General features: G+C 57.1%; 16 protein-coding genes. 7 read left to right on the top strand and 9 right to left on the bottom strand.

Annotation, left to right across the window (positions count from 1 at the left end):
• The 4 genes from VME63_RS17460 to VME63_RS17445 all read right to left on the bottom strand — a co-directional run.
• On the bottom strand, positions 1–3,934 hold a 3,934-nt coding region (locus VME63_RS17460; RefSeq protein ID WP_325434682.1), incomplete at its 3' end, for an amino acid adenylation domain-containing protein.
• 185 nt (positions 3,935–4,119) lie between these two features.
• Positions 4,120–5,847 carry a PhpK family radical SAM P-methyltransferase gene (locus VME63_RS17455; protein WP_325434680.1) on the bottom strand — a complete coding sequence of 576 codons (1,728 nt, stop codon included), beginning with the start codon at positions 5,845–5,847 and terminating at the stop codon, positions 4,120–4,122.
• 128 nt (positions 5,848–5,975) lie between these two features.
• Positions 5,976–10,559 (bottom strand): non-ribosomal peptide synthetase, encoded by a 4,584-nt coding sequence (locus VME63_RS17450; RefSeq protein ID WP_325434678.1) that lies wholly within the window; start codon positions 10,557–10,559, stop codon positions 5,976–5,978.
• A gap of 146 nt (positions 10,560–10,705) precedes the next feature.
• Positions 10,706–10,927 carry an MbtH family protein gene (locus VME63_RS17445; RefSeq protein WP_325434690.1) on the bottom strand — a complete coding sequence of 74 codons (222 nt, stop codon included), beginning with the start codon at positions 10,925–10,927 and terminating at the stop codon, positions 10,706–10,708.
• Between the two features lie 723 nt (positions 10,928–11,650).
• On the opposite strand from VME63_RS17445, the gene VME63_RS17440 reads away from it, so the two are divergent.
• Positions 11,651–12,955, top strand: coding sequence for an ABC transporter permease (locus tag VME63_RS17440; protein WP_325434688.1), 1,305 nt, complete (start codon positions 11,651–11,653; stop codon positions 12,953–12,955).
• 16 nt (positions 12,956–12,971) lie between these two features.
• Positions 12,972–14,219, top strand: coding sequence for an ABC transporter permease (locus VME63_RS17435; protein WP_325434676.1), 1,248 nt, complete (start codon positions 12,972–12,974; stop codon positions 14,217–14,219).
• A gap of 717 nt (positions 14,220–14,936) precedes the next feature.
• Here VME63_RS17435 and VME63_RS17425 read toward each other — a convergent pair.
• Positions 14,937–15,761, bottom strand: a complete 825-nt coding sequence (locus VME63_RS17425; protein ID WP_325434674.1) for a 4'-phosphopantetheinyl transferase family protein — start codon at positions 15,759–15,761, stop codon at positions 14,937–14,939.
• Positions 15,762–15,901: 140 nt separating this feature from the next.
• On the opposite strand from VME63_RS17425, the gene VME63_RS17420 reads away from it, so the two are divergent.
• The 3 genes from VME63_RS17420 to VME63_RS17410 all read left to right on the top strand — a co-directional run bounded on the left by VME63_RS17420 (position 15,902) and on the right by VME63_RS17410 (position 18,109).
• Complete coding sequence (locus VME63_RS17420; protein WP_325434672.1) at positions 15,902–16,684, top strand: hypothetical protein; 783 nt, start codon at positions 15,902–15,904, stop codon at positions 16,682–16,684.
• A 119-nt stretch (positions 16,685–16,803) separates the two neighbouring features.
• Positions 16,804–16,998, top strand: coding sequence for a hypothetical protein (locus VME63_RS17415; protein ID WP_325434670.1), 195 nt, complete (start codon positions 16,804–16,806; stop codon positions 16,996–16,998).
• Between the two features lie 463 nt (positions 16,999–17,461).
• Complete coding sequence (locus VME63_RS17410; RefSeq protein ID WP_325434669.1) at positions 17,462–18,109, top strand: sigma-70 family RNA polymerase sigma factor; 648 nt, start codon at positions 17,462–17,464, stop codon at positions 18,107–18,109.
• Positions 18,110–18,266: 157 nt separating this feature from the next.
• Here VME63_RS17410 and VME63_RS17405 read toward each other — a convergent pair whose 3' ends face one another.
• The 4 genes from VME63_RS17405 to VME63_RS17390 form a co-directional block, all read right to left on the bottom strand.
• On the bottom strand, positions 18,267–18,773 hold the full coding sequence (locus VME63_RS17405; RefSeq protein WP_325434667.1) for a YkgB family protein: 507 nt from the start codon (positions 18,771–18,773) through the stop codon (positions 18,267–18,269).
• A gap of 207 nt (positions 18,774–18,980) precedes the next feature.
• Entirely contained in the window at positions 18,981–21,935 is a 2,955-nt protein-coding gene (locus VME63_RS17400) for a sensor histidine kinase (protein ID WP_325434665.1), read from the bottom strand.
• Positions 21,936–22,257: 322 nt separating this feature from the next.
• Entirely contained in the window at positions 22,258–22,647 is a 390-nt protein-coding gene (locus VME63_RS17395; RefSeq protein WP_325434664.1) for a hypothetical protein, read from the bottom strand.
• Positions 22,648–22,711: 64 nt separating this feature from the next.
• The gene (locus VME63_RS17390) at positions 22,712–23,599 is read right to left on the bottom strand and encodes a hypothetical protein (RefSeq protein ID WP_325434663.1); all 888 of its coding nucleotides are present in this window, start codon (positions 23,597–23,599) and stop codon (positions 22,712–22,714) included.
• 483 nt (positions 23,600–24,082) lie between these two features.
• Here VME63_RS17390 and VME63_RS17385 point away from each other — a divergent pair, with 483 nt between their 5' ends.
• Together VME63_RS17385 and VME63_RS17380 are read left to right on the top strand one after the other, a co-directional pair.
• Complete coding sequence (locus tag VME63_RS17385; RefSeq protein WP_325434662.1) at positions 24,083–24,655, top strand: CGNR zinc finger domain-containing protein; 573 nt, start codon at positions 24,083–24,085, stop codon at positions 24,653–24,655.
• A 309-nt stretch (positions 24,656–24,964) separates the two neighbouring features.
• Positions 24,965–25,573 (top strand): response regulator transcription factor, encoded by a 609-nt coding sequence (locus VME63_RS17380; protein ID WP_325434686.1) that lies wholly within the window; start codon positions 24,965–24,967, stop codon positions 25,571–25,573.
• Positions 25,574–25,580: the final 7 nt, after the last annotated feature.

Here is a 25,580-nt window from a genome sequence, read left to right as displayed (position 1 = left end):
CCAGCTCCGTATACGTCAGCGTGTCCGCTTCGAACTCCACCGCGATGCGATCACCATGACGTTGCACCTGTTGCGCGAACAGCGCGGCGATCGATGACGTGCGCTCGTACGGGCGGGCGGTCGCGTTCCAGGCGGTGAGCATTTGCTCTCGCTCTTGCTCGCCCAGCAGGTCGAGCTCCCACACCTCGCGCGCCAAGCCATCGGCCGACACCATGGCCTCGAGCACCTGGCGCCAGTGCGCCTGCATCTGCCGCACGGTCTCAACTTGCCACAGCGCCTGGTCGTATTCCCATTCCCCGCTTAGCGTCTGCGTGTTCTCGGTCACGAACACGCTTAAGTCGAACTTGGCGGTGGTGGATGTGAAAGAGAGCGGTGTAATGGACAAGGATGAAAGCGTGAGGTTTTGCCAAGGCCGATCGTCGAAGGCAAACATCACCTGCACTAGCGAGTTATGGCTTGGCGAGCGTTCTGGCCGTAACGCTTGCACCAGCATCTCGAACGGCATGTCCTGATGTTCATAAGCGCTTAGCGTCTGTTCGCGTACGGCGTGCAGCATCTCGCCGATACAGCCTTCCAGCCGTGCGCGCATCACCAGAGTGTTGACGAAAAAACCCATCACCCCTTCCAGCTCGCGGCGCTGGCGATTGGCGATGGGGCTGCCCACCAGCACATCGCGCTGGCCGCTGTAGCGGCCCAGCACGATCGACAGGCCGGTCAACAGCGTCATGTACAGGCTGCAGCCTTGACGGCGGCTCAGCGCGCGCAACTGTGTGCTCAGCTGCGGACCTAAATCGAACGCCGCCAAACGCCCTTCGTAACGTTGTACCGTGGGGCGAGGCAGATCAGTGGGCAGTTCCAGCCGCTCGGGAGCACCCGCCAGTGCATTCGTCCAATACGCCAGTTGCTGTTGCAAGGCCTCGCCTTGCAGACAATCGCGCTGCCACGCTGCGTAGTCGGCATATTGCAAAGCCGGCGCCGCAATCGCTGCCCCGACACCCGCCATGCGTGCGCTGTACTCCTGGTCCAGCTCACGGAACAACAGGCCGAACGACCAGCCATCGCAGATGCTGTGGTGCAGGTTGAGTACCAGCACATGCTCCGTATCGCTCACGCGCCATAGGTGGGCGCGCATCAACGGGCCTTGCGACAAATCGAAGGGGCGCTCTGCCTCCGCATCCATGCATGCTTTCAACCTGGCTTCGTCGGTGATCGTCTCGCGTACCAGGCGCCAGTCGGTTTCCGGCATGACCACTTGCAAGGGCTCGCCGTCCACGTCGACAAAATGCGTACGCAATACATCGTGACGCGCACGAATCGCCAGCAGGCTCGCTTCCAGCGCGTCGGCATCCAGCGTGCCGCGCAGGCGAAACACCGACGGCATGTTGTAGAGCGCCTGATTCGGTGCCAACTGATCCAGGAACCACAGACGTTGCTGGCCGTAAGATACCGCGACCCTTTCGCCGTGCTCGCTTCGCGCAATCGGCATCGCTTCCATCGCGCCGCTGGCCCGCTGCCGCTCGATCGCTTCGGCCAGCCGTTCCAGCTGCGCATGCTCGAACAGTACCCGCACCGGCAAGGTAACTCCCAAGCTGTCGCGCACCCGCGCCATCACCTGGGTCGCCAGCAGCGAATGGCCGCCCAACTCGAAGAAGTGATCCATCGGCCCGACGCGTTCGATGCACAGCACCTGGCACCAAATGCCGGCCAGGATCTCTTCCACCGGCGTACGTACCTGGCCTTTGACAGTTTCAGAAACAGCAACTTTTATCGTATCCAGCGAAGGCAGCGCGTCGGGGTTGACCTTGCCGTTCAGCGTGAGCGGCAATCGCGGCAGATTCACGAAATGGTTGGGCACCACGGCGGCGAATACCCGCTCGCCGAGAAACTGCCGCAACTCGTTCGTCGGCACTTCTTTTCTGGCGACGTAATAGGCGACGATCGATGGGCCGCGCGCCTCATCGTCGAATATCTTGATAAAACAATCCCGCACGCCGGGATGGGCATTCAGCGCGATCCTTATCTCGTTGAGTTCGATCCGGTATCCATGGATCTTCGCCTGGCCGTCCTTGCGGCCCAGAAATTCGAGCGCGCCGTCCGCCAGGTAACGCGCGCGATCGCCGGTTCGATAAAGCCGCATTCCGGCCTGCGGCGAAAAGGGATCGGGTATAAAGCGCTCGGCCGTCAGATCGGGCCGCTCAAGGTAGCCCTGCGCAACACCGCGCCCTCCGATGAACACTTCGCCTTCGACCAGTTCGGGCGCCAATTCCATCGCTTCGTCAAGCACGTACACCTGGGTATGGTTGGCGGGAGTACCGATCGGAACGGAGCCGCGAAACGCATCGATAGGTGAAAAGGCGTGATACATGCAGCCCACCGTGGCCTCAGTCGGGCCGTATTCGTTGGCGATCGTGCATGACGGATAGCGCTCCGCGACGGCACCGGCCACGCCGGGCATCAAGGCCTCGCCACCGACGATAAAGACCCGCACGCGCGCAGCGCTATGGCGGGACCGCTCCACCAGCGAGAAGTGGCTTGGCGTGAGCTTGATCACATCGACTTCGTCTGCCTTCAGGATGGCTTCGAGCGCATCGGAAGGACGGGCGCCGGGATAAACGACGATTCGGCCACCCGTCACCAGCGGAAGAAACACCGAAGTCAGCGTCAAATCGAACGCGATGGAGGAGTAGAGCGGAAACGACTGCCGATGCTCCCCCGAGCACTCATACGCCTCGCGAGCCCAATCAAGATAATTGGCTAGCGACGCATGCCCTATTTCGACACCCTTCGGATTGCCCGTCGAGCCGGAGGTATAGATGACATAAGCAATGCCGTCTTCGGCGGCGCCGTCGAAGACTGACTCATTCCGATGCGCGGTAGCAGCAAGCAAAGCATCATCGATCGCGACGATATTCACCGCCATATCGGCAAATACGTCCATGTGCCCTGGCGAAGCAAGTATCAGCGCTGCTTTCGAGTCTTCCACGACGAACCGGTTTCTTCGCGCGAAATGCGAAGGATCCAAGGGCACGAGCGTATAGCCCGCTTTCATGATGGCGAGCATCGAAATTACCAGGGTTGCCGAATGCTCTTGCAAAATGGCGATCCTGCTTCCGCGAGCCAGTCCGGAAGCACGTAAATACGCGGCGAGCCGGTTCGACTGCTCGTCGATTTCGATATACGACCATTCACCCTCCCCGTCCTTGATGGCGCACAAGTGCCCCATATCGCGGCACACGCCTTCGAACATCCGGTGCGCGGCCGCTGACGCCGCGTGCGCGCCGGCGCGACCCGATGACAGCGCTTTCAGACGTGCATCGCCCGCGGCGTCATGCAGCCTGATCTCAGCCAGCAGGGCGTCCGGATTCGCCACCAAGGCGGATATCACGCATTGCAGGTGTTCCCCGGCAACAGCAACCGTGGCTGGGGCAAAGTACGCAGGATCGTAGCCGATGTCGATCGACAGGTACTCGCCCGTTCGGTCGAATGCAAACGTCACGCCAGCCGGCGGCGATATCGCAGCGCTTGCCGCGTCCATGCGACCGAAGCTGACCAGCGCACCGTAAGCCGATCCGTCGTTGCCGAACCTCGCCATGGCGGCCACCGCATCCGGATGCTCGACATGGCCAAATTGATAAGCCTCCGCCAGACTGGTTCTGACCGCCTGCAAAAAGCTCTTGCAATCCATCTCGCGCGTAAGCACATCGCGCAACGGCAGGACCAGCGGGAGGCCACTCTCTTCTTTATCCAACTGGAGACGGGCGCCGATGATGACGTCATCGGTCCTGGCGTACCTGGAAAGGCAGATCTTCAATGCCGCAATGAAGCAGCAGAAGATCAGGCCATCATTGCCGCGGCAAAACCTGACAATGCGCTCGCTTGCCTCGCCGGCAAACACCAGCGAATGCTCGCGCCGCGCACCCTGCGTTGCCGCCATGCCCAACGGATAATCCTGGGGTATACCGCAAGGAGGGGCCGCCCCCTCGAGTTTCCGATGCCAGTATCCAGCCTGATCCCCTGCCGCCATCGTCGGGGTCGCCCGCACGCTCATTTTCAATTACCTCGGTTTGTATCCAAACGCCCCGCCCTGCCGGCTGCGATAAACCGCCACTCGCAGGTGTGTCATATCTGCAGTGCGACTCGTCCCACAGGTATTTGAATGGGCATGGCAATCGACCTGGGCATAACGGCCTCGACACTTGGCAGCCTGCGCGGCGTCAGCGGCAGCCAGCTCCTCACCAGCTTGCGCATCTGGCCAACATGGGATTGCTGCAAGCGGCGCTTTTCGTCGTCAGGAACATACGCGACGTCCAGGGCGAGAAGACTGTAAGCATTCGCCACGAACGTCTTGAAATCCTCGACCGAGATGCCTAGACCCATGAAATACGGAATAAACCAGAAGTCGAAGGACCATTGCGGCAACCACAGCGAATCGCGAACGGTGAGGAAAATACGATCGATATGGTCCATCGCCTCCAGGCTGGTCATCGTGTTGTGCGACCACTCGAAGCCACTGCCTTCGATCCCGTATATATCGCGCTGCTTGTGAATGGGCGTACCTGGCTCACAATACCAATTCTGGGCGCGATAGAAATCCGGACGCGTTTGCTGCAGAAAGTTAATGGTCTCGTCGATGGTTTGCTCCGTCTCACCGGGAAACCCGACGATAAAGGACGCGAAACTCAGGATATTGTGCTCACGCAGCGAACGGATGCCTTTTTCGTACTTTTCGATCGTCGCGTGCTTGGACATATTGGTAAGAATCTGCGGCGAGCCCGATTCGATACCGAGGAACACTCCGCGGCAACCGCTTTCGGCCATCAGGTCGAACGCCTCTTGATCGGAATTGCTGCAACGGAAATAGGAATACCAGTTGAATTTGTACTTCTTCTGGATCATCAACCGGCAGATTTTCTTAAAGCGAGGCAACGGCACATTGAAGGTGTCATCGATAAAGACGATGTTCCTCACCGAGCCGAGCTCGTAGATCGAATCAAGCTCCTGCTCGAGCGTATCCAGTCCGGCGAGCGTGAGCTCGCCGGCACGGGTCGGATAGTTACAGAAGGAGCACTTGAAGGCGCAACTGCGTGCCGTCCGCAACTGTACCGTATGCCCAACATCTTTATCGGCGAAAACACGCCAGTCGATAAAGTTTTCCTCCAGCGAATTGGATTCGGGCAGGCTCATATTCCTGACCACTTCGCCGTTGCCGAGATAAGCCATGTTCGGAACCGTCAGCGGCTCATCGCCCCGCTTGAGGCAGGCGACGAGCTGCGCAAGGGTCGCTTCACCCTGGGAGTCGATGATGTAGTAGTCCGCACCGATGTCCTTGAGCGCAGCATAGAGGTCCTGACCGGCCAGGTTGCGCACGTGATTGGCGATAAGCGGGCCGCCGACAATGATTTTCACCGCACTATTGACGCCGCGGATGTATTGAACCATCTCGGTGACGGGCAAGTTCATCACGTAGAAAGTCGTGGTAATTGCCACGCTTATCGGATCTTGCTCTAGCATTTCGCGCAGGCGATTCTTTTCTCGCTGGAACAGATTGATGTAATCGGCATTCAAGCCGCGGGTGCGGAGATAGTGGGTCAGGTAGACCGCGGCAAGATTGGGCAGATCGCCCGATTCGAATAGGTTTTCGTTGTCGCTCGCTGGCCCCTCGCCAGCAAGGTGATTCAACAGTCCCACGTAGTTATACGGGCGACCATCGATCTCGATAAAGCTGAACTTCAAATCGCGGAAGGCTGGCGAGTCGGCGCCAAAGTTCCTGAGCAGATCGACGTAATCCTCGAAAGGCACGTCGTTGTAGCCAATAGAAATGCAATCCAGCTGATTCTTCGCTTCCATGAACTGGTCCCCAAACGAATTTGTCGCCCGCCTCGAATCGGAGGCTGAATCAGCGGCTAAGGCCGTTGACGATGAACGAGCAAAAGTGATTCAACGAAGTACACCAACTTCAAAAAATGAATGCAGTCTTATCCGGATCCGATATCGAAATTGTCGCCAAGTAACTGGGAAAGTTTGTCGCCGACACGCGCAGCGGGCGCTTGCCCGCGCGAACCGAGTTCGTCGACAGGGCGGGATGGATCATCCACAAGGTCTCGCGCCAGGCGCTCGAACTCCCGCGCCATGTGTCGGACATCATCGCTGCCGTATAGATCTGCGTTGTACTCAAATGCGCAGCTCAAAGTACTGTCGTCGTCCCATACCTCCAGCAATAGATCGAACTTGGAGGTTGCCCAGGTCTTGGGAATCGCCCTGACCTCAAGGCCATCCAGATCGAGCACTTCCCAGTTCGCCCGATGGAACGAAAGAACATTCTGAAATACCGGGTGATGATCCAGCGAGCGCTGCGGGCAGATCGCCTCGACCAGCATCTCCAGCGGCATGTCCTGGTGTTCGTAGGCTTCCAACACCACCTGACGCACTTGTTCGAGCAATTGTCGGCCACTCGAGCTTCCGTTCACACCGGTCCGCATCACCAGCATATTGACGAAAAATCCGAGAACCCCTTCCAGCTCCGGCTTGTTCCTGTTTGCAACTGGACTACCGACAAGGATGTCGGAGCGCCGGCTATAGTGGGAAAGCAACAGCTGAAAAAGGGCAAGAAGCGTCATGTACATGCTGCAACCCACCGCCGTGGTCAGGCTGCGCAGGCGATAGGTCAGCTCGCTGTCGAAGGCAAATGCTTCCGAACCGCCACGGTGACTTTGCTCGGCCAGACGCGGCCGGTGCATGGGCATCGCCAGAATGGCGGGAGCTCCCGCCAGCTTGGTCTTCCAATAACCGAGATTGCCCTGAAAGTCGGCGGTCGACTGTTCCCAATGGGCGTAATCGGCGTATTGGAGATGGACCTCGCCAAGGGCTGGCACCGTGTCGTTGCAATATGCGCGATAGGCTTGCGCAAGCTCCCGGAACAGCAGCTCCATCGACCATCCATCGATGACGATATGATGCATGCTGATGATCAGGATATGGCGGCGCTCCGAACGCGCGGCCAGCGATACCCTAAACGCCGGACCATCGGCGAGATTGAAAGCTTGCGCTGCCGCGGCCTCGACCAGTGCATCGATCGCCAGATCGGACGTGGCCTGGACGGATTCCATGCGCCAGGCCTGATCGAACGTATCGACCACCTGGACCGGTCGCCCCTCGATATCCGGAAACCGCGTGCGCAAGATCTCGTGCCGGCGGATCAAGGTCGATAGCGCGCGCTCCAACGCCTCGACATGCAACTGGCCGAGCAGCTGAAAGGGATACGTTACGTTGTAGATCCCCCGCCCAGGCGCCAGCTGTTCCAGGAACCACATCCGCCGCTGAGCGTAAGAAAGCGGCAGGTCCCGTTCTCGCGATACCGGGACAATCCGCATTGACTGGATATCAGGCACGTGCGTGGTGGCGCCATCGATAAACTGCGCCAATGCCTTGACGGTCGGGTTCTCGTAGAACCAGCGCAACGGCACTTCGACCCGGTACTCCTGCGCGATGCGCGAAAGCATCTGGATGGCCATCATGGAATGGCCGCCAAGCTCGAAGAAATTATCGGTAATGCCGATCTGCTCGACCCCGGTCACATCGAACCAGATCCGGCAAAGACTGGCTTGCGCCTCCGTTTCCGCAGGCACTTTGACCGCTGCCATGCTCTTCCTGACGTCGCTGATCGAAGGCAACGCCTTCACATTGAGCTTGCCGGTAAGCGTCAAGGGAAACTTGGACAAATGCGCAAAAAGATGCGGAATCGAAGAAGGCAGCAGTCTGGACTTGAGCAAGTCCACCAGCGTCTGCCTGTCGACGGGACGACGGGAAACGTAGTAGGCGACAAGCAGCTTGCGCCTATCGTCTTCCTCGCCTACCAGCACCACGCTGTCACGTATTTCCGGGAACGAATTGAGGTGCGCCCTGATTTCGTCCAGCTCGATACGCACACCGTTCAACTTGACCTGACCATCCTTTCGCCCCACGAATTCGATGGCGCCATCCGGGCGATAGAACGCCATGTCGCCGGTCCGATAGAGCCGGCGTCCCGGCGAACTGTCAAACGGATCAGGAACGAAGACGCTTGCCGTGATATCCGGTTTGTTGAGGTACCCCAGCGCGGAAACGCCATCACCGCCGATATAAAGCTCCCCCGTCACCAAAGGCGGCACCGGCGACATATGCGAATCGAGGATATAAATACTGACATTGCCGACCGGACGACCGATCAGATGCGTATCTTTTCCCACCGTGCTCCACACCGTTCCTTCTGTAGGGCCATACTCGTTATGCAAGACCGCATGAGGAAGGTGGCCACGATGCAACGCAAGCAAGGTTTTGGGACAGGATTCGCCAGCCACGACAACGCAGCGCAGCGACGACAGCTTGCTCGGTGCCCCTACTCTCAGGATGGCTTCGTACAGCGACGGGACCGCAAGCGTATGCGTAATGCCGTGCGCCTTGATCACATTGGCGATCCGCAATGGTTCGCGGCTGCCCTGGCCGGAAATCAGGTGAAGCGAACCGCCACCACAGAGCGTACCGAAGATGCCGGCCACGGAGCTGTCGAACGCAACCGATGAAATCAACAGAAACTGAAATGGCGGCTGCTCAGGATCATTCTGCTCAACGTAATAAGAGAGCCGCGCAGCGGTGGAACTCATCAAGTTGGCGTGCGCAATGCCCACACCTTTTGGCTGCCCGGTAGAACCAGAAGTATAGATGATGTAAGCAAGGTCGCCGCCGCCATGAATCGGCGCCAGGGGTTCATCCTGTTCCTGCGCAATCGCTGCCGCCACCGTCGCGTCATCCAGCCAAATCGCCGCGCGGTCGTCCAGCTCCAGCGCCTGTGCTTCAGCGCGGCGGCCGACAAGCACCGATGCGCCGGCATCTTCCAACATATGGCGCAAGCGTTCGATGGGATACGACGGATCAAGCGGCAGATACGCAGCACCGGCCTTCAGAATCGCGAGCAACGCCACCACCAGATCGAGCGAGCGCTCCAGCGCCAGGCCGACAATAGTTCCCCGAATCACGCCTTGCCGGCGCAGATGACGCGCAAGTCGATTCGATTGGCGATCCAGCCCTGCATAAGTGAGCACGTCGCCTTCATAGCCCAGCGCTATCCGGTCTCCGTGCCGTTGCACCTGCGCCGCGAATAGCGACACGACATTCTGCGTGCGTTCGTAGGAACAGGAGGTTGCATTCCATTCGTTGAGCAGTTGCTCGCGCTCGGCCTCGCTCAGCAGCGCAACCTCCCATACATCGTGTGCCAAGCCACCGGCCCCCACCATCGCCTCCAGCACCTGACGCCAGTGTGCCTGCATACGCTGCACCGTCTGCACCTGCCAAAGCGCGCAGTCGTATTCCCATTCGCCGCCCAGCGTTTGAACCCCGTCAATTACGACGACGCTCAGGTCGAAATGGGCAATGGTGGATGCACACACAAGTTCGGTAATCGACAATGATTCGAGCGACAGCGATGGCCGCGGGCTGTCGTCGAGGGCAAACATTACCTGCACCAACGGATTGCGGCTTAATGCATGCTCCGGCTGCAGAGTCTGCACCAGCGCCTCAAACGGCACGTCCCGATGTTCGTGCGCACGCCTTGCCTGTTCGTCTATCGCCAGCAGCACGTCGCCGACGCGACCATACAGTCGTGCGCGCATCACCAGCGTGTTGGCGAACGGGCCCAACGCCTCGCTCAACTCACGGCGATCGCGATTGGCGATGGGACTGCCTACCAGTACGTCGCACTGACCGCTATAACGGCCCAGCACGATCGATAGGCCGGTCAGTAGCATCGCGTAAAGGCTGCAGCCTTGGTGCAGACTCAGCGCACGCAATTGGGCGCTCAGTTGCGGACCAAGGTCGAAGGGCGCCGCGCCGCCTTCGTGGCGCTGTATCGCCGACCGTGCGTTATCGGTCGGCAAATCCAACCGCTCCGGCGCTCCTTGCAAATGCCTCGTCCAGTACGCCAAGTGCTGCGTAGCACCGCGTTGCAACCAGTCGCACTGCTGTAGCGTGTAGTCGGCGTATTGTAGGGTCGGCGCCGGTATCGCTGCATCGACGCCCGCCAAGCGCGCCGCGTATTCGCGCTCCAATTCACGCAGCAGCAGTCCCATCGACCCGTCGTCGGCGATAGTGTGGTGTGCATTGAGCAGCAACACGTGATCCGTAGCCGCGTCACCCACTCGCCATAGATGCGCTCGCATGAGCGGGCCTTGCATGAGGTCGAATGGCTTCTGTACAGCCTCGTCAATCCGTGCTCTCAGCTCAGCTTCGTCGGCGACCGTGCCGCGCAAGATGCGCCAATCGGACTCGTCTTCGATGGCCTGCAGCGGCTCACCATCTACCACAATGAAATGCGTACGCAAAACTTCATGTCGAGAGCGGATCGCCGCAAGCCCGGCTTCCAAAGTGTCCGCATCCAGCGTGCCGTGGAGGCGGAACGCCGACAACGTGTGGTGGAATAACTGGCCCGGCTCTAATTGATCCAGGAACCACAGACGCCGTTGGCCGGGCGTAGCCACGACCTGTCGTGATCCGGCCAAATGCTCCCGCTCTTGGACTATCGCTGACATGCTCCTGACGCCCCTGCCCTCTTAATAAGTGCACGCGCGAAAGCTCGATCGAAACCATCGAGTCGATTCACCCAGTCTTGATGGAACTTAAAAAGACAAACCCAAACAAACAGCGCGCAATTAGCAGCGCGCAGAATCGCAGCTGCTCAGGAGCTCGGATTGGCGGCGCTGGCCATGGCTTGTCGGAGACTGAGCGGGCGCATATCCGTCCACACCTCCTTAATGTAAGCAAGGCATTCTTCCTTCTTTCCTTGCCGCCCTACCGCGACCCATCCCGCAGGAATGTCTTTTGCCGCAGGCCAGATCGAATATTGTTCTTCGTGATTTCTCACGACCTCGAACATCGTGCTCTCGTCATTCCAACTCATGGTCGTCATTCCAGTGGCCATAAAAAAACGGGTACAAATTACGAGGCGCATTTCGTGCCGCAAGTTCCAGATCGAATGCAGCTTCACCAGCCCATGCACCTCAAAAGAAAATTCGACTTTTCAACACTAGTCAGCTGTGCAAAACACCAACTTCAACATCAAAACATGAGGCTATTTCAAAGTAAACACTCTTACATTGCTTCATCCCATGCTTATGCGTAGCGAGGTGTGACAAATCGTCTCGTTTAAATAAGCCATGCGGATCGCGTGATTTTCAAATAAATAATTTGGATCGATTGCAGCCTTACGGATAACGCACGTACAAGCTCTGGCAAAACCCGCACAGCCTCAACGCCACCGAAGCGACTTTGCCCAATCGAGTCACGCCCGCCCATTCGCTTGCCCCGCCCTCCTTAGCCCCTCTCACCTGCCTTGGTCGCCCCGAGCAGCCGAAAATTCGCTCACATGATGCGTGATGATTCCATCAATACACACGCGCCATCCGTGATGGTTTCGTCAGTATGATTGCAGGCAACGTGATGACTCCGTGAATGTCTCGGTGGGGCGTGATGGCTTCGTGAAGAATCAACCGCACCAACGTTCGCAAAAATCGTGATCGCCGTCTCGCTCACGATTTGAAGCACGCGTGACAAAATTCGAGCAGCTGTGATTTCATACGAAAGACACGCGCATCTGGATGGCCGAATAAACGGAGAGGACTGGATGTTTGCTTATTATCTCGCTCTAGCATGGATAGCGCTAAGACGCCGCTGGGGACTGACTGCGTTGATGGTCCTTACCATAGGCTTCGGCGTGGCCGCGGCCATGACGACTTTCGCGGTCTTCAGAGCGGTATCGGGAGATCCTATTCCATGGAAATCAAGCAAACTTTTCGTGCCACAAATCGGCTTGGCGAACTCGCAGAACGGTCGTGCAACTGACGAGCCTCCCGATCAATTGTCCTATCCGGATGTCATGGAGCTGACGCGCGATGACCGCGCCGTGCATCAGTCGGCGCTGTACAGTATCGGCGTATCCATCGTGCCGAAGTCCACTGACCAGCATCCGTTCTATGTGAGCGGGCACGCCGTGCTTGCACAATTCTTCCCGATGCTGGACGTCCCGTTCCAATACGGCAGCAGCTGGGGCAGTTCCGACGATCAAAGCCGCGCGCCCGTTGTCGTGATATCCAGTCATCTCAACGATGCGCTGTTCGGCGGTGTCAACAGCATTGGCTACAACGTGCAGATCAATGGCAGCGACTACCGCGTCGTCGGCGTCACCGATCACTGGAATCCCGAGCCGCGTTACTACGATGTAGTTAACAGCGCCGGGTTTACGACGCTGCAAGACGATGTGCTGATACCGCTGCCCAGCGCTATCGGCGCCGGCATCAACAACGCCGGCCGAACCGATTGCCCCGCGGGGCGGCCCGAAGGCGGTTTCGCCGGCCTGCAGCATTCCAGTTGCCGCTGGCTCTCCTATATGGCGGAGCTGGATACATCGGCGCAGGTTATCGACTACAAGAGCTATCTCGATGCATTCGCGCGCGCGCGCATGTCGATCACCGCTTCGCCAAACATCCGCCTGCGCAGTCTTCCCGAATGGCTGGACTACAAGCACGTGGTACCGGCGGATACCAAAGTCTCTCTGTTGGTAGCGTTTGGCCTGTTCCTGGTCTGCCTGGTAAATGCCTCCGGCCTGCTGCTGGCCAAACTGATGGGCCGCGCGAGTGAGGTCGGCGTACGCCGCGCCATCGGCGCACCGCGCAGTGCCATCTACCTGCAATTCGTCATCGAGTCCGGCATGATCGGCCTGGTTGGCGGGATTCTCGGCATGGTGCTGACAGCCCTGGGCGTACTCGCGATGCGTCAATTGCTACCGCCACAAATCGCGCCGCTGGCTCATTTCGATCTAGCCCTGTTCGCACTGACCTTGACGATGGCACTGATAGCCACGGTATTGGCAGGCTTGTACCCATCGTTCCGCGCGGCCAGTCTGCAGCCGGCCATGCATTTGAAGTCGTAATGACCTGGAGCCGATCGTGACCGTACATCCGATTCTCGCCGCGCTGCGCCGCCATAAAGCCGGTGTGGTTCTGATCAGCCTGCAAATCGCCTTGACGCTTATGATCATCTGCAATGCGCTCTTCATTATCGGCCAGCGCATCGAACGCATCAGAAGGCCTACCGGCCTGGATGAGTCGAATTTATTCCTCATCACCCAAAGCTATGTCGGGGCGCCGGACGCCGACAGCAAGGCCGGCATCGACCAACTCGATGCCATGGAGCGTGCAGACCTGTCCACTTTGAACAACTTGCCCGAAGTCGAATCGGCTGCGTATTCATTCACGTTGCCGCTGCTCGGTTCGACATGGGACAGCGGACTCTCGCTAAAGCCCAATAGCAAGGGAAGCGTCACCAACTCCTTCTATTTTGGTGACGAGCGTTTGCTGCAAGGCATGGGCCTGGAATTGCTGGCCGGCAGAAATTTCGTCAGCACCGACATCCAGCACGCCAGCCTTGGCAATGTACCCACCACGCCGGTCATCCTCATCACCGAAGATGTAGCGCGCCAGCTGTTCCCCGGCACCTCGGCCATCGGCAAGCAGATTTATCAGGACGACGACGACAGCCCAATGACCATTATCGGCATCGTCAAACGCCTGCAGACTCCCTCGACGGATTCGCAGGATGCGGACACCGCTTACAATTCGATTCTTGTGCCGATCCGGATCGATGCCTCTTTTTCGCGCTATGTGATCCGTGCCAAATCGGGACAAATGGCGCAAGCAATGAAATCCGCGAAGGCGGCATTGTTCAAGCTCAACCCGATGCGCGCCATACCCGGCGACATAGGTATTCGCTCATTTGCTGATATTCGCGCACAGGCATATCGCGCCGATCTCAGTATGGCTGCCTTGATGGGCGTCTTATGCTTGATTCTGCTTGCGCTTACCGCCGCGGGCATCGTCGGCCTAACCAGCTTCTGGGTTGGCCAACGCACCAAGCAGATCGGCATGCGGCGCGCGCTCGGAGCGCGCGCTATCGACATCGCCTACTATTTCCATATTGAAAACCTGCTCATCACCGGGGTGGGTATGGTGCTGGGACTCTTTTCGGCGATCGGGCTAAACCGATGGCTGATGCATCACTACGAAATGAGCCGCTTGCCAGTCAGCTATGTGCTCATCGGTATCGTGATGGTATTGGCGCTTGGGCAGCTGTCGGTATGGCCTCCTGCGCGGCGTGCCTCGCGCATCACGCCCGTGGCTGCCATAAGATCTTCCTGAGCGGGCGTAGATACTGTTCCGCCGCGGGCGCCATAAAGGGTGCCCGGCCTATCCACATGCTCACGGTCGTCATGCCTGCAAGCGCGCGCAGACAGCTACTACCGGGCAATGGGCTCATCCAGTCGGAAAACTCACGTTACGGGAGGCCAAAAGATCCCCCGTAACGTACGGAAGAAGTCAGTTTTGCCGAGCAAACGAGGTACTGGAAATCCATGCCTCCGCTTGCCCATATTTCTTGCACCGTAGGCCAAGGTATGCAACTTTTCAGTTGTCCACGAACTAAGTTCACTCTTGGGGGGATTATCCTGCCGCCGGATGTTGCCTTGAAGGATCTGGTGAGCACTTGGTCTGGGCCATTACGAAGGGCGTGGATGGCGGCGTGGCTTTCATCATCACGCCACGTTATGTATCGCACCTACGGCTTCCTCCTCTGTCAGCACCTGAAAGGCGGTGGCGATAAACAAAACGCCGCTCAACCAAAAGCGTCTGTGCTACCCGATGGCTACACGCCGCGTGGCGGTCGGAAGAATGCAGCGCCATGTTTCCGACTCCATCCTGACACTGCGATACCTGCTCGCACGCGTCACCGCTCAACAACTCGATCGATGTCCGTGCTGTGCACGCGCAAGGATGAGGCGTAGTTTATGACACAGTAAGACTAGATCCGAGTTGAATAATGAAGTTCGTATTGAACAACATCAACAAGCAGCAATGTGTTCACCATACACAGCTGGTGATGACCGCCTCGTTATCCAACACAGAAAAGCCCATAGAAAAAATTCGCCCCGACACAATGCCAGTAGTTAACGTCTCAGCAACCCTCGCCTCGATTACCCCCAAGTCGGTGCAAGCAGACGTGATTCGCACAGCGGAGAAATCAAAAATGCGGCCCACTAACGCCGCCGTCGCCTTATAAAAGCTCTCCTTCGCAGAGAACGCGATCGTCGCCGCTGCCGGGGGGCCAAAGTGCAAGGTCAAGGGATAAAGAGCGTCCATCTCGGCCGGAGAAAGGACCACTTGCTGAATCGCAGATATGGCATGTGCCGACGCAAATTTTTCGAGATCGATGCCAACCCCCTGCACTTCACTAGCCGGCATAGCTACGGCAACTGCCATGTTCTCTGAGTGCGTAATGCTTCCTGTGTACCCGCTGGGCCAATTAGGGGCACCCATGAGGCCGATGCCCATATCGCTGGTTTCGATACCAGCTTTTCGAAGCGCCTGCAACGCCACGCGTCTGCCAGCGAGATATTCGGCCTTACGCTTAAGCACAGCCCGCGCCACGGATGCGGGACACGCGACCCCGAACCGCTCGAAATGTGCAGCGCCCCCTTCAATCACACTAAACGTGAGAGCAACAGCATCCGGCAAGTTGCCCGGATGATCCGCTAGGGAAAGGCATTCAAAATCCATATGAATAAATTCGATGCTCTTCGGTAACGCACCAACAAAAGCAGCTTTGACCAACGGCAACACACTTATGGTGACGGTAATACAATACCAAAGTTGAGGTCCAAGTCTATGCCACCAGCGGGAAGGCATGCAAGCAAACACTCACCCCACCCTCGATAGCGGATGCTAATCGTCTACGGACGTCGGCGGCTCGTTCGAAGATGCGTCTCACGCTGAGAGACGCTTCGCAGGTAAGGTGCGCAGTAGCGTAGCTCGTGCAGAGGAGCCACATGGGAAATGTTCTGCTTCGTCGTGACTTTGTTCCGTTCGATACGTATTGCGCTATCCAGGGGAAGGATCAGAAGCGGCATCGGCTGCGTTCCTGTCGGGCGTTTGTCATTGACATGAACGGCAACCAGGAGTTCGTGGGCCCAGGTTGTGCCAGTGCGCTTCTCGGCCATACCGAGTTCCTGGCGGCCAAGCGCCTGGCGCCCGATCTGACCACGCACGATCTGACTACAGACGAACAATCGGGCCATGCCGGTGATGGCGTGGAAGCGGGTGCTGGCGGCGCTGTCGACGAGGCTTCGCGGCGCCACTCCTACGCTGCGGGCTACCTGCACCTTCGTGCCACGGCGCTTGGGTTGCTTCCCGGGATTCGGTCTGGCGTGGCAGCATTCGGACCTCTCGTCGAGTTGCACGCCCAATTCAATGTGGCGAACCGACTAACTACGGACGAGGTCAATCGCGTGCTGCACATTGAAGAGGCTGCCCGTGCCAAGGCATGGATTTACAGTCGCATGCATCTCATGGACGTATACAGCGCCCATCATCAGATGCTTCGCAGAAAAAGTGAGGCGGTGCGCGACATTCAGAGGCACGCAGATCGCGCCAACTCCCTGGAGCGCTGGGCGAAGACGCTTCAAAGCATTCATGCCCAGTTGTTGCAAACCTTGTTCATCTCCGAGAAGCAAATCAAGGCGTGCAAGTTGAATTTGCGCCCGGAGGCATTCGATGCCGAGAAGTGCAACCCACGCTTTACGGCCAAGGCACCAGACCCCATCCCACGTTAGAATCGGCCTCATCAAGGTCATTCGGAGAAAACTTCCTGGGTGACACAGAGCGGCAACTGCAGGATTACAGTAGTCCAGCACCCCGCTGAGCGACTGCGCTCTGTTTAAGGAGGTCCGTAATGAATGAAATTCTTTCCACTTTACGCCAACGCTTTGTCAAGGGACTCCGTCAGGCGCCTTATGAGTTTTTTGTACCAATCGTCATAGCAGGCCGGGGAATTCGATTCAGTCTTCGTTTCATAGCCCAGCAACTAGACGCCGCCATGGCCGAAGCACGGGACAAGGCCTCTCGTCCGCGCCTGAGACACAAGTGATGAGCTCGAGGCGTCTCTTAATATCTCCGAGCACTAACCAACGTTGACGCCTAATTTGCGACAATCAAGCAAATTCTTCGTCGTCTTAGGTTCCCTTTCGATTTTGTCGAAACAGTGGCTTGCGCCGGAAGGAACGAGGGACCATCTCACCTCGTTGGCAGTCGAGCTAGCTCGTGTGCTCGCCGACGACAGTTGCCCATCGTTCCGTGCCATGTATTCGTAAAAGTAACCATGCAAGCTAACTTGCAATCATCCGGCAACGCACTTTGCATGCGTTGAAAATCTTTCTGATACGTACCGACAATCATCTCTTCTACATCATCCACCGGATGTGCGAAGCACCCTTTCGGGTGGGACTTTTAATGAGTTTTGCTTTTAGCTTGTGCTCATTGAACAGGCTCGTTTCTTCGTGGCCGCTCAACCTTAAAAGTCAACCAACTAAAACTTTGAAGCTAAATGTTTCATGCGCGGCTGGAACAAATTGCAAGGGCAAATTCCACAAAAGGTTGGTGAAGCGTCTATGCCAGTAAGGGTTAACTCCGACAAACACGGCAGGCCTTGTGCAACATGGGAGGAGAATTTCTTCAATGGTCTAGGCGGGGACGATTGTGCTTATCGGGACTTTTGCCGGCAAATTATCCGCCCTCTTCGCGCGTTTTTCGGACGCCGGATCCAGGATCGACGCATAGATATTGATGACCTGGTTCAGGAAACCATGGCTGCGATACATTCGGCTAGAGGGTCGTTTAAGTATGGATACTCATTGCCCGGCTGGATATTTAGCATCGCCTATCACAAGATGTGCAACTCGTTGAGGGCGCTGTCCCGTTATGACAACCATCGCATAGATGTGCAATTGGAGAACATTTGCGGGGATGAAGATGTCTTCTATGAAGAGCCTCAAATTGACGTTTTTGAACTGCTGCAGACATTACCGCCGAAACTGAGGCTATCGATCTTTTATACAAAAGTACAAGGTCTATCCATAAAAGAAACTTCTTTATTGATCGGCATATCTGAAACCTCGGTAAAAGTTGGCGTGCACCGCGGGATCAAAGCATTGGCCAAGCAGGCGAAGAAAATACACGTTGAACTTTATGCTAGCGAGTAGTGGTCGTGGGAAATCCACGTGAAACTCATACCAGGTGATCCCGATCCTGGCCTCGGATAATCGGAATGGCCTAACTGCAAAAGGCAGATGCCGCCCAACTGCCAGTGCATTGCCGCGTCGGCGCGGCTTCGATGAGGCGTTGTACTGTCTGCTGGGCCTAGCGCGGAAAGGACGCCATCTCGTGAGCCGCCATCACCCGCTCGACGTCCTGTTTCAGCAGATAGACCGACACAACCAACAAAACAAGGTCCTTCAAAAGGAAGGCGGAAACTATGGTCATGGCCGGAAACCCTCCCGCGGAGGGTTCCCACGCGCCAGGAGCGAACGGCAGGATCGTAAAGGTTGCGATAAAGGTGCAACAAGAGCCGAGCGCCCCCAGAACACCCAATTTCTTGTTCCAAAAACCCAAGAGCAGCAGCGAGCCAAAAGTCCATTCCGAAGTCCCTAGCAGATAGCTGGTTCCCCGGACGCCCAAAACGGGAATGGTCCAAAAAATAAACGGACCGTGCGTGATTAGCGGAATCAGTCCCCTGATTTCAGATTCGAACCATTTATCGTAGCCAAACCAAGCGAAGATGATCACCATTGCGGCGCGCAGCAGATGGTAATCAAGGTCTTTCTTCAATAGGCCGGATTTAGCGAGCAAACGCAGGAGAGTGTTCATGGCCTTTCCTTCATTGGTGGGGCGACCGGTCAAATTGCCCACGGAACCCAGTTCCGATGGTAGATAGGACTTCCACCAAATTCTTGCCGGGAAATGCCACAACTGTGCACACCGTGCGAAGCATCCCGGCGGATTGCTCTATACACCTCATGCGAAGGCAACTCGTCCAGCTAGCAACGAAAATGTGCCCAGCCATAGAGCCAATCCCTAGCTACCGCTGATATTTCGCCCGCTTGCGGCAATGGATCGTTCAATAACACGCCGAAGAACGCTTGAGGCGTAAATTTGGCGAGAGCCTATGGAAATCTGCACAACAGTACCCTGGCCTGCGGCCGACGTAATCTGGCAGCGTCCTCTTAGCGCGTCGACGCGCTCCCGCACTCCCTGCAACCCCCAATGACCAGACCTGCCCCCTTCATCAAGAACAGTCTTTTCGATTCCTTCGCCATCATCGGCCACCGTCGCCTTCAGATGCCAGAGCTCGAAAGCCACGCTAAGATCGATATGTTTGGCTTTGGCGTGCTGGAAGGCATTGCTCAGCACTTCTCTCAATGCCAGCAAAAGCTCGTGTCCGGCGCTCGAATCCAATGCAGACGGATAACCTCTCACCGCGTATCGAAAAGACACGTTAAAGTCGCCAGAAAGTCCGTCAGCAAAACTCACCAGCCTATCCACCAGATCTATTTTCTCCTCGTCGCCACGAAGCATCACGACGCTGCTTCGCCCTTCGGCAATGGTCGTTCGGGCGGATGTAATCGCGTTGCGCAGGAGCGGGCGTATATCCTCATCAGGAGGCGCCCTGGATGCTGACTCAATAAGAAAAAGCAGACCTTGCACGCTTTGAAGTAGCGTGTCGTGCAGCTCCCGCGCTATGCGCTCGCGTTCTTGTACAGTGGCCCGGGAAATGCTCAATAAGTAATTGACACGCAAAAGATAAAGCCGCCATATAGCAATAGCGGCGAGCGCGGCGCACAAAATCTTAAACCAGGCCATTTGATAAAAGTGGGGATCTATGGTGAACCGCATGGCAGCTTCGTTGTCACCACCGCCTCCGTCCTCGTTTGAGGCGCGGACACGAAAAACGTACTTGCCGTAACGAAGATTGGTATAGCTTGCCTCGCGGACTTGCTGGGCTATTTCCCAGTCGCGGTCCACGCCACCGAGCTTGTACTCAAAGCGAACACCGCCCGGATTTCGCAGTGACGCCGCTGTAAAATCTATGCGCAAGCTACGAGTACCTATCGGCAGATTCGCATCCTTATCACCTGAATAGTATTTGCCATCTGCGTATAGCCCGTCGATAACCGGATACGGTTTTGTGTTGTTGACGGGGACATTATTCGGATCGACCCAGGCAACCCCCAAGTTCATGCTTATCCATAGGCGTCCATCAGGGCTAAGCGCGAGTCCTGGTAGGGGTGAGATTTTGTCGACGTCTCCTACGACGCCATCTTGGGGGCCAAAAATCCTTGCCTTCACAGCATACGAAGAATCGATGGTAGCGTGCCTGATCTCATCACCGGTTATCCACGTTAGCCCGTTATCATCGTGTACCCATAGATCGCCACGTCGAGTTTGCACCAATCCGGTGACCCCTTTTGACTCGACCTGATCAGCAAATTTGAGGCTGATAAACCTGTTTCCGGTAAAACGGGCGATGCCATCAATGCCTGCCACCCAGATTTGATGGTTGGTGGCGCTGATGGCGGTTGCCGCTCCTAGGTCGAGGCCGTCGGTCTTGGTATAGACGCGAATTGCCCCATGATCGACCAGAGCAATGCGCCCATCGGAATATAAAATCCAAAGCCGACCTTGGCCGTCGAATGCCAAGCGCAACGCCAGATCGTCAGGCAGTCCACGCAGGCCCCCGTCTTTTTGCCACACGCCATCCCTCATGGCGTACAGCCCGGCGCCGGCGATCGACAGCCAGACGACATTATTCGTGCCAAAGGCGATTGCTCGATAGCTATTGGAGTATTCCCTGCTCGGTAGTCCGGGTGGCAAAGGAACCGGGACGGATTTTTGATCAATGATCTTGTACAGACCTTGGCTGTTGGCAAACCATATTGTTCCAAGCGGATCTGCCGCGATAAGCGAGACGAAGTTTCCTAATAGTGAGGTCGGTTCCGGCTTTGAATCAGGAGCAATTCGATATCCGTTCCAGATATTGCCGACCCATGCAACGCTATTGGCGTCAAATGCCAATGTCGGCTTGAGAATAGGCTTATCGAAAACAATCGGGGTAACGGGAGTGGACCGAAATTGATCGAGTCCCGTCACAGTGGTCACCCAAACGTCGCCATCCCGATCGCCGTGAAGATCGACTATACCGTTATTGCTTAAGCCATCGGCAGTTGTATAGGTTTCGACATCACCTGCCCTGTCATCCTGACCAGTGTAGTCGTTTCTATATCTGCGGATTCCTTGCGCTGTACCTACCCATAATGCGCCTGAATTATCGCGCATACGCGCGCCTGAATCGGTGCCATAGTGCCACCATTCGACATTCGGCGAGCGCAAAATCTCCTCCTCCGCCTGGGCGAGCTGCACATTGACGAATCGATGGGTTCCCGGCCGTAAAACCATCGCGAAGTCAATGCCTCCCACCCAAAGCGATCCATCCTTGGTGGTCACCATTTGCAAAATGCGGCGACCGTCGTACCCATATTTCTTGCCTACCGCATGCCATGCGCCATTGACGAACTGAGCCAAGCCATTAGTGCAACCGACCCAGAGGATGCCATCGGGTGTTTGCCGAAAATCAAATGGCGTGCCTGAAGGTATGTCTTTGCCAAAGGGATAGAATGTGACTTGCCCTTCGTGGACGCGCGCCACTCCTCCTAAAAGATAGCCAATCCAGAGGTCTCCGGTTGAAGCGCCGTATACCGAATTAAGCAAGCCTGGAGGCAGCTTGGACGAGAGGGGTCTATCGAACCTCACGCCATCGAATCGATATAGGTCTGCACCGGAAACAATCCAGAGAAAGCCGTGTGTGTCTTGCGTTATGCCCGATGCGAACTGCGGTGCGCCAACTTCGGCCGTATAGGCCGTGTGGTGGAGCTGCTTGATCGTTAGGTCCCGGGAAGCGACTAAAGACGGCCGCATCTCCTGATCGTATGGTTGCGAAATCGACGATTCGGAGTACAGGCTGGCGAAGGCCACAAGCAACGTAACAGTCGCGGCTATCCAGTGACATTTTGTTGTCGTGACCGAGTGCCTCAATCGACTCTCCCGCCAGTCCCCTAAGCAATAGGGGCAAAAGACCCTTGGGTTAACGCTACTGGCATGATGAGTCTAGGATACCCAATGTTGGGCATTGAAGAGCCTCGGAATCCCGGCTTAGCGGGCCGGCAGGGCTCCTGCCCTCCCGGTACCCACACCCGGCTACGATAACGCGGCAAGTGTTGCCGATGGCGTGCCCTGCCTTTCCCCTCACTGGCTCCATAGCCGCGCCTGCGAGCCGAGAGACGCGCGTGCGTGAATCCTAGTCCTGACGTGAAGCACGCTCCACCGCGTCCCAGACAGTTTCCACGTCACCATCGGAAATCAGATCGTAGGCCGTCCGGCCATCGAAAGGCTTTTGGTGGGAGCACATCCAGCGCGCAGCCTTCATGCGCTCTCCCAGGCGCAGAACAAGCATCTTCGCCAACAGTGCATGATGAAGCTCCAGTGCATCGAAGGCGTCGATAACAAGGCGATCGCGCGCCTCGATTATACGCTTCGTTTCCATCGAGATGCGACAAAAATCCTTGTTTGACTCGATGTTTATGGATCTTGGCGATGCGCTTATTGCGCGAATACTCTTGGTTGCCGTCGCCGCGCTGGATGCGGCAAGCGCCGCTGCATCTCCATCGTCCATGCTGTTAATGTTCATCGATGAGCAACGCATAAGGCACCTTGGATTATCACGTAAAACGCACTATTGCTTAGGAGTATCGCTAATTATTTATCGGTCGCCTGGCCAGCCAGAGGGCGACGTTGCGCACGTACTGCCTTATCGACCGTCGTGCCTCCAGCGAGTGCGCCATGCCATCGCCGGGAACATCCGTAACGAAACTTGGCGCGCCCAACGAGGGATCCCAGTTGTAATCAGCAAAATGGTGAAAGGTCGATTGCGCGATGGCGGGTCCGCCGTGAGATGAAGCCTCAAATGCAACCACCAGATTGAAGGCTCTACCGCTCAATTTGCTGTGACCTTTTGCGACGACCCGAGCCGAAGCCTCATGCTCGGGTTGGCCGACCGCACCTTCATGAGGGTGCGCGGGGAAAAATTGAATGGCCCCGCCAGGGGCATCCGGATCGGCCATCACAGGATGAAGTGGCTCGCTCGCATCGATATGCTGAAAATCGCCGTTGGCACCAGAGTGATAGTTTGGCCAAAGGATGCTTGGGCTTCCCGTATCGTCGGCCGATTGCCGCGAAGGATCGGGCTCCCTGTTCTTGGAATGAAAGTAATGTGCAAGGCCAACACCTTCCAATGTGCACACCGAACATCCAAGATCCATGTGATCACGCGTCACAAACAATCCGCCTCCGCGCCGGCGGAATCGGCTGATGGCCTGACAGTCGGCGCCGGTAAGTCCGTTACCGGTATCCACGGCGAATAGCCAAAGTTCGTCGAACTTCGACGTATCCAATGCGGACAGTACCTGGTCGGGCCTGCCAACTTCATCGCGATCACGTGCCGTGACCTCGAACATGGGCGATCCAGACTTGTCCGTTTCGCCGGCAAGAAAATCGCGCAAAAGGCTGAATCGACCGATATGCCAATCGTCGTCGGAAGAAGGAATGGTCGTCTGCAAAAGAACGCGAATGGGACGATTCATGCGATCCTCCTTCCCCCGGCGATGGTCTCTCTTGCTTATATGGATAGTACGATAAAATTTCGGCGGAAACGCCGAGCAAAGCGATATGCTGGCCTACCCCACCTTACCCACCCTGCTCGCGGCGTTTTCACCGTCATTCTTAGACGGCATCGAGCTCATCGCTGTTCTTGCTCTTGCCAAGATAGAACCCCTTTTTTTGGAGCGCACGACTCTAATGGGTGTTTTGCCGCGGCCACATGAATGACGCGATATAAAAAGAAACGGCAAACCATTCATGGTTCGATACTGTTTTATGCGTTGGCGCGCCAAGCTAGGTTCATCATCGCTGAAGCCTTTCACAGGCTCTCGACATACTTGCTCCAATGACTTCACCCTAACGGGTGTTTCTTCCCATCTTCAACGCGGTAAATTTGGCCGGGTGGTGTTCCACGCAGGAATCCGGTGCATATCGGATTAGCCGTATAAACGGGTCAGTGTGGTTTTATGCCAAATCACTCCTTTCAGTTCAATGGTGGCCGCCTGTCGCTCGACCTGGCTGGAACCCTTCGCATCCGCGCATGCGGAACCGAGGACGAACTGGAGCTCCCTGGAACCCCTGGGCGATGGCTGGACGCGGCGGCGCTAACAGACGGCGAGATGTTGTTGTCCGAAAGCCAGGAGGCCGAACTGCGCGCGTTGCGCGACGCGATAAAGGGCACGATCGAAGCGGCACGATCCCAACGGCCTCTACCAGGCCACTACGTGGCCATGCTCAATCGAGCGGCAACTGTGGGTATTCCGGCGCCGTGGCTTGACACCATCACCGGTTTGTCCACCCATCGAACCCACAGACCTTTCAAGGCCGCGCTGTCCCTTCTCGCCCGTGATGCGATCAAGCTGGTTTCGGGGCCGGATCTTAGACACGTAAAGGCCTGCGCCCTGAGCGACTGTCGGGCGCTGTTTCTGGATGAATCGCAAAGTTGCCGCCGGCGTTGGTGCTCCATGGACCGTTGCGGCAGCCGCGCCAAGGTCACCGCGTTCCGCGAACGCCGCAAGACGATCGCTCATGCTCGCTGATTTACCCTTTCCAATAGCGGACTGCCGAAAAGTGCCCATAGCAGTTGCCATGCGTTCGCGTTGGAATGAACCCCCTTTCAAGGTCCAGGCCTCTACCCTGAGGGACATGCGACAGCTTCAAACGGGCTTAGCCATAACCCTCTGGCGATGTCACCCGGCACCCGTAAAGAGTAGTCTTAGTCACCGGTAGATTCGTCGCTTATCTTATTAATCGCTCACCCGGATTTGTCGGTACCGGCGGTATGAATCACTGTACCCACGTGGGTTTTCGGGGGACGTGCCGTGGCACTAACTGGTCAGATCATTCGTATCTTGCTCGCTGACGACCACCCCATGATGCGGGAGGGCCTTCGTTCCACGCTTGAGCGGGAGCGCGATATGAAAGTCGTGGGTGAAGCTGCGGACGGCGCAGAGGCGATCGCATTGTTTCAGGAGCTGCGCCCCGCCGTGACACTTGTCGACCTTCAGATGCCCAAGGTCGATGGCATACAAGCCATCAACGAGATTCACAGCCAATATCCCGATGCAGCGCTGGTTGTTCTCACCACTTATCCGGGCGATGCCCGCGTCATGCGCGCCATGGCGGTTGGGGCCATGTCCTACCTGCTTAAAACGGCGTCGAGCGAAGAGATCGTTCGAATCGTTCGCGCGGCCGCCGGCGGCAGGAAGATCGTCACCGGCGACGTTTTGCAAGATGTCCAGGCGCATCTTGGCGATGAAATATTAAGCCCAAGAGAACTGGCGGCGCTGCGCCTGGTCGCCCAGGGGCTGACCAATCGTGCCATTGGGGATGCACTGGGCGTATCGGAAGACACCATCAAGACGCGGATGAAAAACATCCTCGCCAAGCTTGGCGCCAAAGACCGTGCCGAGGCGGTCACCATTGCCGTTCGCCGGGGTTTTTTGGATCTGCCCTGATCCGCGT

Origin of the sequence: Dyella sp. (genome assembly GCF_035503745.1) — a bacterium.
In the GTDB taxonomy this organism is placed as follows: domain Bacteria; phylum Pseudomonadota; class Gammaproteobacteria; order Xanthomonadales; family Rhodanobacteraceae; genus Dyella_B.
This window is presented reverse-complemented; position numbering and strand designations above follow the sequence as displayed.

Bases quoted from the DNA above. Each gene is read 5' to 3' on its own strand.
- VME63_RS17445 (WP_325434690.1), bottom strand. From the start codon at position 10,927: ATGAGTTGGAATGACGAGAGCACGATGTTCGAGGTCGTGAGAAATCAC.
- VME63_RS17390 (WP_325434663.1), bottom strand. From the start codon at position 23,599: ATGAATCGTCCCATTCGCGTTCTTTTGCAGACGACCATTCCTTCTTCC.
- VME63_RS17420 (WP_325434672.1), top strand. From the start codon at position 15,902: ATGGGAAATGTTCTGCTTCGTCGTGACTTTGTTCCGTTCGATACGTAT.
- VME63_RS17440 (WP_325434688.1), top strand. From the start codon at position 11,651: ATGTTTGCTTATTATCTCGCTCTAGCATGGATAGCGCTAAGACGCCGC.
- VME63_RS17425 (WP_325434674.1), bottom strand. From the start codon at position 15,761: ATGCCTTCCCGCTGGTGGCATAGACTTGGACCTCAACTTTGGTATTGT.
- VME63_RS17395 (WP_325434664.1), bottom strand. From the start codon at position 22,647: ATGAACATTAACAGCATGGACGATGGAGATGCAGCGGCGCTTGCCGCA.
- VME63_RS17405 (WP_325434667.1), bottom strand. From the start codon at position 18,773: ATGAACACTCTCCTGCGTTTGCTCGCTAAATCCGGCCTATTGAAGAAA.
- VME63_RS17455 (WP_325434680.1), bottom strand. From the start codon at position 5,847: ATGGAAGCGAAGAATCAGCTGGATTGCATTTCTATTGGCTACAACGAC.
- VME63_RS17450 (WP_325434678.1), bottom strand. From the start codon at position 10,559: ATGTCAGCGATAGTCCAAGAGCGGGAGCATTTGGCCGGATCACGACAG.
- VME63_RS17415 (WP_325434670.1), top strand. From the start codon at position 16,804: ATGAATGAAATTCTTTCCACTTTACGCCAACGCTTTGTCAAGGGACTC.
- VME63_RS17410 (WP_325434669.1), top strand. From the start codon at position 17,462: ATGCGCGGCTGGAACAAATTGCAAGGGCAAATTCCACAAAAGGTTGGT.
- VME63_RS17385 (WP_325434662.1), top strand. From the start codon at position 24,083: ATGCCAAATCACTCCTTTCAGTTCAATGGTGGCCGCCTGTCGCTCGAC.